We start from the raw sequence: 12976 nt of genomic DNA on the forward strand, positions 1-12976 counted from the left end.
ATTGACGTTCTGTCAACCCACATCATCGGACATAATCACTAAAATATTGGGTGGTTTCGCCATAAGTGCTGTTGAAAGTAATGCTCCACCTACCAAAGCTAAAGAGCGAGAAATTAAGTTTTTTTGCATGGTATTTTCCTTAAACACATTCGTATAAAACGAATTTTCATCCTTGTTTCAAACCCAATTGGCACTAAACGTAAAACAATATCAGTGCCTTACACATTTATTTTTTAGAAAAAGCATTTTCTAAAAACCAGTGACAACAGTTTCCTAATGCGGTCGTATCCGTTTAGCGATTTCATTTTTAGATAGAAGTGCAGTATGAAAAAAACGTTTTAAGCCTGAGCAAAGATAATGCAAACCGGCCTCTCCATCAGGGGTCTTGAGGAAACGGTCTTTTGGGCAATCACCCCAGCAATATTGAAGATATGGACATTTTTGGCAGTATTCCGGCAGTGACTTGGATTTGGCATATGCAAATTTCTTTTGTCGCTCAGAAAAAACTAAATCGCCTTGGTGAATCTCGTGAATGTTGCCCAATTTATATTCGGGATAAACAAAATGATCACAAGAGAAGAGGTCGCCATTGTGTTCGACCGCCAAGGATTTCCCGCAAATTTGACCCGACACACATTTCTGCGCCCCATAACCAGACATCATCGAAACCATGTTTTCAAACTGGTCGATAAAAACCTGTCCAAAGTCTTTCTGTAACCATTCTTTCCACACAGTTGAAAGGAATATACCCCAATCATCGGCAGCAATCGACCAGTCTGTCACCACAGAGTCTGAACTACCCGGATGCGCTGCTGAACTGCCCAATTTAGGTAAATCTTGAGGATTCCAATGGCCTGGTGCCGTCTGCTGAAACTGGGCACTTTCCATTCCTGGAATCAGTTGAATCATACGCGGTTGCACCTGATCGCGGATAAAACGATAAACCTCTAACGGTCGTTTCGCATTATCACGGTTCACCACACATAAGGCATTAAAGGGGACTTGATACTGGCGCAATAACGCAGCAGCCTGCATGACTTTGGCATGCGTCGGTTTTCCACCTTTGTTATAGCGATGGATATCATGCAACTCGGCAGGCCCATCTATAGATAAACCCACCAAAAAATCATGCTGTTTTAAAAATGCACACCAGTCATCATCCAGTAACGTGCCATTGGTCTGCAAATCATTTTCTATACGCTGATGAGGTTTCGCATATTTTTTTTGCAGCTTAACCACCCGCTGAAAAAACTCCAACCCCATAAGCGTCGGCTCACCACCCTGCCAACTAAAAACCACTTCATTGCCCGTTTGCGCTTCGATATATTGCTTAATATGTAACTCAAGCATCGACTCAGACATACGCGGAACTTTGGGTTGCTGTAACATGTCTTGTTTATGCAAATAGAAGCAATAACTACAATCTAAGTTGCACTGTGCCCCAGTGGGTTTGATCATCACGTGATAGCGATAGGTTTGTCCCTGCACTTGCAGGCTTCTTAAAGGCGGATATTCAGCTTGTAAAGGTATCATTCGCATTTTTAAAGTCCTCATTTTTTCAGCGTTCGGGCACAAATTCACAACTGTACAAAACTATGTACACAAGTTATTTTGCGAAAAGAGATCTGGTGATTTCATTCCATTCACTGCATGAAATCTGCTAAAGACTAGAGCCGTTTTGTATTTTGAATAGATTAACCCGAGTGACTATTGCCACTAGACATGCAACAGGAAGGAGGCTATTAGATGACCTTGCGGATATTTTGATAGTTTCAATGTTTTATAATTCATTCTCGTCTTATCCCTAAGCTTAATTTTCATCAGCAAAGCTACTGTGTAAGAGTAAAAATCAACAGCTAATTCCAATTTAGGCATGCTGAAAAATACCGACCCATCTCACACAGTCCCATCGCTTGGTAGAGCACGTTATCAAACTTTGAAAATAGAGAAACCACTCAAAAGAATGGTAATTGAATTTTTTATGGTCGTTATATCCTTGAACTACTTAATCGCTCGAATCTCTCCCCATTCAGTTGAACCTAAACAAGACGTATTTTATAAAAAGTGAAGCTTCACTTTTAGAACTTCAACATAGACTACTTTAATAAATAGCGAAGCTGGATAATGAATTTTTAAATGCTCCATTCATACCTAATGCACTAACTCTTCTCCGTCTTATCTTTTGTTTTTTAACACAGTCAGAAACATCAAAAAGTACAATAAAAAAGGCCGCTCATTGAGCGACCTTTTTATTTTTCAAATATATGTGAGTAACTATGAATAAATTACAAACACTTATTTAATTAGGGGCAGAATTACATCATTCCGCCCATACCACCCATGCCGCCCATATCAGGCATTGCGGGCTTGTCTTCTGGAACGTCAGTAATCATACATTCAGTTGTCAACATTAAACCTGCTACAGATGCAGCATGCTCAAGTGCAGAACGCGTTACTTTCGCAGGGTCAAGAATACCCATTTCTAGCATATCGCCATACTCAGAAGTAGCAGCGTTATAACCAAAGTTACCTTCGCCATTTTTCACTGCGTTGATCACAACTGAAGGCTCATCACCCGCATTGGCAACGATTTGACGAAGTGGTGCTTCAATTGCACGACGTAAAATGTTAATACCTACATTTTGATCGTCATTCGCACCATTTACGCCATCAAGCGCAGCTGCAGCACGTACCAGTGCAACACCACCACCAGCAACCACACCTTCTTCAACTGCAGCACGCGTTGCATGAAGTGCATCGTCAACACGGTCTTTCTTCTCTTTCATTTCAACTTCAGTTGCAGCACCAATTTTGATCACAGCTACACCGCCTGCCAATTTAGCAACACGTTCTTGAAGTTTTTCTTTATCGTATTCAGAAGACGATTCTTCAATTTGCGCACGGATTTGAGTAACACGTTCAGCAATTTGAGCTGCATCACCCGCACCATCAACAATTACAGTGTTTTCTTTAGATACAGTGATCTTGTGCGCAGTACCCAAATCTTGAAGAGAGGCTTGCTCTAAAGTCATGCCGACTTCTTCAGAAATCACAGTCGCGCCAGTCAAGATTGCGATATCTTGAAGCATTGCTTTACGACGGTCACCAAAACCAGGTGCTTTAACCGCACATACTTTGATAATGCCGCGCATGTTGTTGACAACAAGTGTAGCTAAAGCCTCACCTTCAACATCTTCAGCAATGATTAAAAGTGGTTTACCTGTTTTAGCAACTGCTTCTAACACAGTAATCAATTCACGGATATTGCTGATTTTTTTGTCAACAAGCAAAATGAACGGGTTCTCAAGTTCAGCCGTTAATGTCTCTGGTTTGTTTGCAAAGTACGGGCTGATATAACCACGGTCAAACTGCATACCTTCAACAACGTCCAAAGCATCTTCAAAGCCTGAACCTTCTTCAACGGTAATCACGCCTTCTTTACCTACGCGTTCCATTGCTTGTGCAATGAGTTTACCTACAGTTTCGTCAGAGTTTGCAGAGATTGAACCCACTTGTTCAATCGCTTTGGTATCAGAAGCAGGTTTTGCTGTTGCTTTAATTTCAGCAACTAATGCTTTAACAGCAAGGTCAATACCACGTTTCAAGTCCATTGGGTTCATGCCCGCAGTTACAGACTTGATCCCTTCATTTAAAATTGCTTGAGCAAGTACAGTTGCTGTTGTTGTACCGTCACCAGCGATGTCATTGGTTTTAGAAGATACTTCACGAACCAATTGAGCGCCCATGTTCTCAAATTTGTCTTTTAGAGAAATTTCTTTCGCAACAGTTACACCATCTTTAGTGATGTGCGGTGCGCCGAAAGAACGGTCGATCACAACGTTACGACCTTTAGGGCCTAAAGTTACTTTTACCGCGTCTGCAAGTGTGTTTACACCAGCGATCATTTTAGAACGAGCTGAATCACCGAATTTTACGTCTTTAGCTGACATGTTTAACTCCAAATATTCTTAAATTTTAATCAATTGTATTGCTTAAACAGCAAATGAATGTTCTGAATTAACCTTCAAGAACCGCTAAAATATCAGACTCTTTCATCACAAGAAGTTCTTCGCCTTCAACTTTAACTTTAGTGCCTGCATATGCACCAAACAGTACATTGTCGCCCACTTTTACGTCTAAAGCACGAACGCCATTGTCTGTAATTTTGCCATTGCCTACTGCAATGATTTCACCTTGAGCTGGCTGTTCAGCAGCAGAAGTACTTAAAATTAAACCACCTGCAGTTTTAGTTTCCTTTTCTACACGGCGAATCACAACGTTGTCATGTAAAGGACGAATTTTGCTCATTTCTTGCTCCATAGACATTTTCAAAATGTCGTTGTTTACGATGTGAAGATGGCTTCTTATTCCTAGGCCATCAACAAAATTTTGATATGACACTTTTGTGGGGATGGAATAAAACGCTTCAAGGGCAAACACAAAATATTTTTATATTTTTGCGCTCTTTTTAAGCAAACCTCATCAAAGTTTAGATACTCAATTCAATCTGAGGTATTTTGCTGCATCAACTCAAAGCGATTGGTAGCAGAGTTAAAGCTCAAATGTTGTACATCAGCATTCGGCAAAATAATATTCAAGCTATTGGGCAAGCCCGCATGTAAACGATAAGACGTTGCCGTTCCTGCATGAATATCCAGCACCGGATGCGATACCCCAAGTTGATAAATCTGATTCAAATCATAAACAGCAGCGTCGTGTAAATGCCCATGTAAGAGTCCATTTAAACCATGCTGGCTCCATTGCTCCAACGCAATACGACCAAGCATTGGACAGTCTTTCACACCATGACTATGGTCTGGTGGCGTATAAAAAGGCTGATGCGCGGCAATCAGTTTAATTTTGTGCGCTGGTGCTTGCTGCAACTTCAGGTCAATCTCTTGAATTTGGCTCAGTGAAATATGCCCACGCGTATGGTAACGCCGACGAATACTATTCACCCCAACAACATAAAAGTGTTCAGTTTCTAAGGTGTTTTCCATCCCCCCAAAAAACAGTTGATAACGTGCAAAGGGGCTGAAAAAACGATTCCACACATGGTACAGCGGAATATCATGATTACCCGGCACCACCAAATATGGCAGCTTTAAACTGTCTAAAAACTGTCGACAAGCATAAAACTGAATAAACCGCGCGCGCTGCGTCAAATCCCCACTGACCACCACCGCTTCAAAAGGATGTTCCTCGCATAACCAACGAATGGCCTGTAAACAGGCTTCGCGTTCAGTCCCAAAGTGTAAATCCGACAAATGTAAAATCATGCGGGAACCATGATATTCAGTGCATGCTTACGTACTGTAATTTTCAGCGGTGGTGTCATCGTGACAATTTCACCGTCTACAGCAACTGTGAGCTTGTTATGCTTTGAATGAACAATCACTTCATCTGCTGCAAAACTATAGACATCGGAAGCCTGATCCAAATTGCCTTTAATCAGCTGCCATAAGGTCTTGAACAAAGTCCGCTTATCACTTTTTGCCACCACCACCCCCGCCACTTTCCCAGCTTCAGCCGCCTCAGCAATACGTAGTTTCATTTCAGCCAGTTGAAGTTGATTGTTTCCAAAGAAAATCAGTGGCGTTTTCACTGGATAGCGTTGCCCATCGACTTCTACTTCAAGTTTTAACTCTTTACGGTCGCGGATGAGAACATCCAATGCTGAGGTATACGCATGCAGTGGAAAACGTCCAAAATGCTTATTAAACTGTTCTCTTTTTTGAATAAATAAAGGATAAAGTCCTAAACTGGCATTGTTCAGATAGATATGTTGATTCAGCTGTGCCACATGTACAGAACGTGGCTGGCCTTCACTAATGGCTTTGGCTGCTTCTAATAAATCCAGCGGAATATTCAACACTCGTGCAACATAGTTAAATGTGCCTAGAGGCAAAATCCCCATGGGAATATCCGTTCCCATCAATTTAGATGCAACAGCATTTAAAGTGCCATCCCCACCCGCAGCAACCACGACCCCTACATTTTCCGCTTGACGATGGCGTAATAAAATCTCTTGCATCATCTGATCAAAGTTCATGCACTCACTTAACTCAAATGACTGTATTTCAAAACCCGCGGTACTCAGATCTGCTACCAACTGTTCATACACCTCATCTTTATTTGCGGCATGAAAACCTGATTTTTTATTATAAATAAGTGATAAAGGTTTGAGTTGCTCTGACATTTTGCACCTAAATTTGAAGTAATTGCTCTATTTTTGTCCAAATATTCAACACTTAACAGTTTTGTTATGTAAAATTCAAATGACTACCATTTATTTAATCAATAATAAATCTCAATCACAAAATAAATACAAGCATTTGATTTTAATACTAATATCTTAAATGAATAATCCTCATAAATATAATAAATACACAAAATAAAAGCCAAAAATTAAATCAAACTATTGTTTTTTAAACGTTAAAATGAAGAAACCCCATCGAACTGTTCATAATTTAGATACGCCTTTGGTCTTATTTTTTTTATCAAATTATGCTTTAATACAGCCACTTTTTTTTCATCTTTTCATCTCCGCAGTAAATTTTATTGCTGAGATTGTACTTTGTACAAACGTGTACATATTTGAGATAGGCCTCACCATGACCCAAGTGAACGCACCAGAATTCGTTCGTCACCCTAAGCTTATTGCGTGGGTGGAAGAAATTGCAAAGTTAACAAAACCAGCGAAAATTGAATGGTGTGACGGCAGCGAAGAAGAATATCAACGTTATATCAACTTGATGATCGCTAACGGCACAATGCAAGCGCTTAACCAAGAAACGCATCCTGGTTCTTATCTTGCTAATTCTGATCCTTCTGACGTTGCTCGTGTTGAAGGTCGTACTTACATCTGCTCTGAAAAACAAGAAGATGCTGGTGCAACAAACAACTGGGAAGAGCCTGCTGAAATGCGTGCTCGCCTAAATGGTTTGTTTGACGGTTCAATGGCAGGTCGTACTTTATATGTAGTACCGTTCTCTATGGGCCCATTAGGTTCTCATATTGCGCACATTGGTATCGAATTAACTGACTCTCCATATGTAGCAGTTAGCATGTCTAAAATGGCTCGCATGGGTAAAGCTGTTTATGACGTTCTTGGTACAGACGGTGAATTTATTCCTTGCGTACATACTGTTGGTGCGCCGCTTGCGATCGGCGAAAAAGACGTTGCATGGCCTTGCAACCCTGAAAAATACATCGTGCACTACCCAGAAACGCGTGAAATCTGGTCTTACGGTTCTGGTTACGGCGGTAACGCATTGTTAGGTAAAAAATGCTTAGCTTTACGTATTGCATCGTCTATGGGTCGTCAACAAGGCTGGTTGGCTGAACACATGTTGATCCTTGGTGTGACTAATCCTCAAGGCGAAAAACATTACATCGCTGCTGCATTCCCTTCTGCTTGTGGTAAAACAAACTTCGCGATGTTGATTCCGCCAGCAGGCTACGAAGGTTGGAAAATTGAAACTGTAGGTGACGATATTGCTTGGATCAAACCAGGTGAAGATGGTCGCTTATACGCAATCAACCCAGAAGCAGGTTTCTTCGGTGTAGCACCTGGTACAAATACCAAGACCAACCCGAACTGCATGGCGACATTGACTAAAGATGTGATTTATACCAATGTTGCGGTAACTGACAACGGTGAAGTATGGTGGGAAGGTCTTACTAAAGAAGCACCTGCCAACCTAACAAACTGGAAAGGCCAACCCCATGTTGCTGGTGAAAAAGCAGCGCATCCAAATGCGCGCTTCACTGTTTCAGCAGGTCAATGTCCTTCTATCGATGCTGACTGGGAGAATCCAGCAGGTGTTCCAATTTCAGCGTTCATCTTTGGTGGTCGCCGTGCAGACACAGTGCCTCTAATTTCAGAAGCATTTGACTGGGTAGATGGTGTTTACAAAGCTGCAACTATGGGCTCTGAAACAACTGCTGCTGCTGTTGGCCAACAAGGTATCGTTCGTCGTGACCCATTCGCAATGCTTCCATTTGCGGGTTACAACATGGCAGATTACTTCTCTCACTGGTTAGAGCTTGGTGAAGAAGTTGCAGCGAAAGCTAAAGCTGCGGGCAACAAACTTCCAGGTATCTACAACGTGAACTGGTTCCGTCGTGATGCTGAAGGCAACTTCGTATGGCCTGGTTTCGGTCAAAACATGCGTGTTCTTGAGTGGATTATTGACCGTTGTGAAGGTCGTGCTGATGCAGTTGAAACACCAATTGGTTTAGTTCCAACTTATGAACAGTTGAACTGGACAGGTTCTGACTTCACTAAAGCACAGTTTGACCTTGTGACTTCTCAAGACAAAGATCAATGGATCAAAGAGCTTGAAAGCCATACTGAACTATTCGACAAACTTGGTGAACGCCTACCAGCTGCTCTTAAAGCTCGCCAAAACGAACTTTTAGATGCTGTTAAGCAATCTGCTTAATCTTTAAATTAAGCCAAAAAAAAGACCGCGTAAGCGGTCTTTTTTTAATCTATTTATAATTTTAAAACTTTATAACTCAACAAAAACTTATCAAGGGGTAATTCATGCTTAAAAAACTCACACTCACAATTGGTCTACTGGGTCTATCAAGCTTAGTCATGGCTCAAACAGAAGTAGCAACAACTCAGCCAGCACTTCATGTTTGCGCAATCAAAGGCACACCTGATTCAACTCAATTTGAAATCAAAAAGCGCATCAAAGTCGCTAAAGGCACTTATGGCAGCGTGGTTGAACTCTATCCGCGTTTTGCTGAGCGTGCACATCAAGTCGGTGGTAATGTCGTCATCAACTATAATGCCAGCCAACGATTTGGCTTTTGGCCTTGGCGTATTGTCCGCCCAGTCATTTGGGGAACGGCTGTAAAATGGAAAACACCTGTAGACTGTAAACAGCTCGGTGGTATCGAAATTTAAATCTAAAAAAGCCGCGATAGCGGCTTTTTTAATAGAACGAAATCAACTGTATCCATTACACATACTTAACACTATGCAGCATCTTCTTGCATACGACGCAGGTGTAAATCCTGCAAGTAGATGTCTAAAGCTTGAGTTTCTAGTGCATCAAATTTTAAATACAGTTTAGTCCGTCGTTTTAAAATATCTTCACTGCTGACAGCCCACTCACGTTTCACCACATAATCCACTTCTTGCTGATACAAACCATGGCCAAAAGACTGCCCTAAAGTTTGTACATCTTTGTTCTCACCGAGCATATGCCACACTCGACTACCATAACTGTTTGCCCAACGATGCGCTGTTTGAGACTCTAGCCCTTTGATTTCATGCATCAACTCCGCACATAAAACCTCGACTGAACTAAAACCTTCTGCACCTGGGAGTTTTGCCTCAGCCGTCCATTCCGCTTTCATGTGTGGAAAATAACGTTTCAGCTGTAGCAAAGCCGCTTCTGCCAACTTGCGATAAGTCGTTAACTTTCCACCATAAACAGATAACAATGGCGCTTCACCCGCAACAGGTTTAGACATTGCCAGTACATAATCACGTGTCACTTTAGAGGCTTGTGCACTTGCATCATCATACAGCGCCCTTACACCTGCAAAGTTTGAGATCACATCTTCTTGCTGTAATTGAAGCTTGAAATGGTCATTAATCACATCAATCAAATAAGCCGTTTCCTGCTCGGTAATATGGACATGATTTGCATCCCCCTCAAACTCTACATCCGTAGTACCAATCAGGCTGTATTCATCTAAATAAGGAATCACAAACACAATGCGTTGATCGTCATTTTGTAAAATAAACGCATGCTGTTCAGGGTATAAACGCTTCACAATGATATGACTACCCTGAACCAATCGAATGCCTGCCTTTGGGGTTTGGGACAGTTGCTGTTGAATAAAATCTGTGACCCATGCACCCGTTGCATTAACTAAAGTTCGAGCTTTAATTTGGTAATGTTGTTTTTGATGCTCTAACGTTAGACACCACACACCCTCCTGCTGAACCGCAGAAACACATCGCGTTTGGGACCGAATTTGAGCCCCTAGCTCATGCGCTTGGATTGCATTAACCACCACCAAACGAGCGTCATCCACAGTACAGTCCGAATATTCAAAACCACGTTTAATCGTATCTTTTAAGGGGCTATCGACATTAAAATGAACAAGCTCCGAACCCTCCAATGTTTCTCGTTTTGCCAAATAGTCATAGATAAACAAGCCTGAACGAATCAGCCATGCCGGACGCAAATAAGGTAAATGCGGCATAATAAAACGCATAGGATGAATCAAATGTGGGGCTTTTTTTAACAGTACTTCACGCTCTAATAGCGCTTCACGCACCAAACGAAATTCTTTCTGTTCGAGATAACGCAATCCACCATGAATGAGCTTGCTACTGGCTGAAGACGTATGACTGGCTAAATCATCTTTTTCACAGACGAAAACACTTAAACCACGGCCTACAGCATCATTTGCAATGCCCACCCCATTGATGCCCGCGCCCACAACGGCAATATCATAAATGGCATCTGTGTCTTGCATATTCACCTCTCTCGTTGAGTTATTGTGTTATTTTTGTTCTTCCCACTAAACTTAACATCAAAATCCAATCTTGTCATATTCCAAAGCCAGTCAAACCAGAGAAAATTCGTTGCTTTAAATAAATTAATCACCGCATCTGTTTTTACAATTTAATTTTTTATTTTGACTATTCAGTGAAAAATCGACCAATTTCCAAGCTAAAAAATAATTTTCTCTTTAAAAAAACAACATTCTTCACAAAAGAAAAAGCGTCATAACCCCTTGTATTTTAATTGACTATTCACACATTAAAAATTTACAAGACTTTGTTTTAGATAAGTAAAATTATAATTTCCCATTAAAATAAAGATATTCATTAGAAAAACTTAACAGCATATAAATCATACCAACATTTAGACTAAAGTCGAATGAAGTCCAAGAATAAGGGGCGTATAACGAAACAGAATTTTTTGTTTAATCTTAAAATATATTGTTTTAACTTTTTCTACTTAAAAAGTTAAAAGATGTATTTTCCGAACTTCTCTTTGGGAAATTTTTGTGACTGATCTATCTCCCCAAGCTGCTCCAGTAAGCATCGATAAAAAGACCCGCTTAAAATCGATTCTCGGTGGTTCAGCTGGCAACTTAGTTGAATGGTATGACTGGTATGTCTATGCCGCATTTACCTTATATTTCGCGCCACAGTTTTTCCCTGAAGGGGATGACACGGTAAAACTCTTACAAGCTGCAGCCGTCTTTGCACTGGGCTTCCTGATGCGTCCTATTGGCGCGTGGATCATGGGCATTTATGCAGACCGTAAAGGACGTAAATCAGGTCTTACTCTGTCTGTATCTTTAATGTGTGTGGGATCTTTGATTATTGCCTGTGCACCCACCTATGCCAGTGTGGGTATGCTCGCACCTGCCTTATTGCTTTTTGCCCGTTTATTACAAGGTTTAAGTGTCGGTGGAGAATACGGTTCAAGCGCAACCTATTTAACGGAAATGGCTGGTAAAAACCATCGTGGTTTCTTCTCTAGTTTTCAGTATGTGACCCTCATTTCTGGTCAGCTCTTGGCACTGTGTGTGTTGATCATTTTACAACGCACCATGAGCGAAGCACAGTTATCTGAATGGGGCTGGCGTATTCCCTTCTTCATTGGGGCTGTACTTGCCATTGTGGTGTTCTGGATTCGTCGTGGTTTGGTTGAAACCCAATCTTCAAAAGATGCACAAGAACAGGCTAAAAATGGTGGCCCAAAATCAAGTGCACTTGCTTTATTTACTAAATATCCAAAGCAAGCGTTCACTGTGATTATGCTGACTGCGGGTGGAACACTGGCATTTAACACCTTTACGACGTATTTACAAAAATACTTGGTCAACACCTCAGGTTTTGAGAAAACTACAGCAACAGAGATCACCACAGCAGCAATCTTTGTTTTCATGCTATTACAACCTGCGGTGGGCGCACTGTCTGACAAAATTGGGCGTAAACCAATTATGATCACTTTTGGTGTATTGGGTGTACTGTTCACGATTCCAATTTTCAACGGTCTAGGTTCAACCAGCAGCCCAACAACCGCATTTATGCTATGTATGAGCGGTATGGTGATTGTAACGGGTTATACCGCAATTAATGCCGTCGTCAAAGCAGAGCTCTTTCCAGCGCATATTCGTGCACTAGGGGTTGCTCTGCCTTATGCGATTGCCAATACCATCTTTGGTGGTACAGCAGAACTTGTGGCGTTGAGTTTTAAAAACGCAGGACATGAAAACTACTTCTTTTACTACATCACCTTCATGATTGGTTTATCTCTACTGACTTACATCTTTATGAAAGACACCAAAAAGCACAGCATGATTACCGATCATTGATGCTTAAAGTAAGCGTGTAAGCTAATAAACTAGACATAAAAAATGCCTTCTCAAATGAAGGCATTTTTTATGTTTGATCAATTTTTTGCCGAAACTTGATCGATTGAAATATCGTGAATTACACCTGTGTATGGCATACTAAGAACAAGAATAATGTTAGGAACTTTTTATATGAAAAATACGTATAAACTTTTAGGCTTAAGCTGTATCGTTTTAGCAGTATCTGCATGTCAAAGCACGCCTCGCCAATACAATGGCAATGTTGGCTATCAAATTGAACATCAATCCGAATCGAGTGCTACCCTTGCTTATACGCTTGCTGCTCGTAAGAACCAGCAACTCGATGAAAATAAATTACAACGTGCTTGCCAAAAAGTTTTAGGTTCACAAAAAAATTATAAATTGGCAATTTTAAGTATTAATGAAATTCCAAACACCGCAGCAGATGTTCCCGAATATGGCCGCCAAATTGGTCAAACCCGGGCCACTTTTGGCTTAAGTAATACACCAGACTTACACCAAGGTGAAAACTTTGCAACACGTGAGTCACTTGAAGCACGACCAAGCACACTACATGTTGTACGCTATACCTGCTCTTAAGACCTTCTGA

General features: G+C 41.1%; 10 protein-coding genes. 4 read left to right on the forward strand and 6 right to left on the reverse strand.

Features of this window, described 5'->3' with window-relative positions:
• Positions 1-273: 273 nt before the first annotated feature.
• The 5 genes from RR876_RS02040 to RR876_RS02060 all read right to left on the reverse strand — a co-directional run bounded on the left by RR876_RS02040 (position 274) and on the right by RR876_RS02060 (position 6199).
• On the reverse strand, positions 274-1539 hold the full coding sequence (locus tag RR876_RS02040) for an anaerobic sulfatase maturase (RefSeq protein ID WP_332477489.1): 1266 nt from the start codon (positions 1537-1539) through the stop codon (positions 274-276).
• Between the two features lie 776 nt (positions 1540-2315).
• Complete coding sequence (groL, locus tag RR876_RS02045) at positions 2316-3950, reverse strand: chaperonin GroEL (protein ID WP_332477488.1); 1635 nt, start codon at positions 3948-3950, stop codon at positions 2316-2318.
• 67 nt (positions 3951-4017) lie between these two features.
• Complete coding sequence (locus RR876_RS02050; RefSeq protein ID WP_010326285.1) at positions 4018-4308, reverse strand: co-chaperone GroES; 291 nt, start codon at positions 4306-4308, stop codon at positions 4018-4020.
• Between the two features lie 194 nt (positions 4309-4502).
• Positions 4503-5279, reverse strand: coding sequence for a metallophosphoesterase (locus RR876_RS02055; RefSeq protein WP_332477487.1), 777 nt, complete (start codon positions 5277-5279; stop codon positions 4503-4505).
• A complete protein-coding gene (locus RR876_RS02060) occupies positions 5276-6199 on the reverse strand; it encodes a diacylglycerol kinase family protein (RefSeq protein ID WP_332477486.1) in 924 nt (307 codons plus the stop codon). Before RR876_RS02060 ends, RR876_RS02055 begins: the two co-directional genes overlap by 4 nt.
• A gap of 415 nt (positions 6200-6614) precedes the next feature.
• On the opposite strand from RR876_RS02060, the gene RR876_RS02065 reads away from it, so the two are divergent.
• Both RR876_RS02065 and RR876_RS02070 read left to right on the forward strand, forming a co-directional pair.
• Positions 6615-8447, forward strand: a complete 1833-nt coding sequence (locus RR876_RS02065) for a phosphoenolpyruvate carboxykinase (GTP) (RefSeq protein ID WP_332477485.1) — start codon at positions 6615-6617, stop codon at positions 8445-8447.
• Between the two features lie 104 nt (positions 8448-8551).
• Positions 8552-8920: a hypothetical protein gene (locus RR876_RS02070; RefSeq protein ID WP_332477484.1), complete on the forward strand. Its 369-nt coding sequence runs from the start codon at positions 8552-8554 to the stop codon at positions 8918-8920.
• Positions 8921-8991: 71 nt separating this feature from the next.
• Here RR876_RS02070 and glpD read toward each other — a convergent pair whose 3' ends face one another.
• Complete coding sequence (gene glpD, locus RR876_RS02075; protein ID WP_332477483.1) at positions 8992-10509, reverse strand: glycerol-3-phosphate dehydrogenase; 1518 nt, start codon at positions 10507-10509, stop codon at positions 8992-8994.
• 537 nt (positions 10510-11046) lie between these two features.
• Between glpD and RR876_RS02080 the strand changes: the two genes are divergently transcribed.
• Positions 11047-12366 (forward strand): MFS transporter, encoded by a 1320-nt coding sequence (locus RR876_RS02080; RefSeq protein ID WP_332477482.1) that lies wholly within the window; start codon positions 11047-11049, stop codon positions 12364-12366.
• A gap of 171 nt (positions 12367-12537) precedes the next feature.
• Complete coding sequence (locus RR876_RS02085) at positions 12538-12966, forward strand: hypothetical protein (RefSeq protein ID WP_114837914.1); 429 nt, start codon at positions 12538-12540, stop codon at positions 12964-12966.
• Positions 12967-12976 lie beyond the last annotated feature (10 nt).

It is taken from the genome of Acinetobacter sp., from assembly GCF_036666595.1.
Lineage (GTDB): Bacteria > Pseudomonadota > Gammaproteobacteria > Pseudomonadales > Moraxellaceae > Acinetobacter.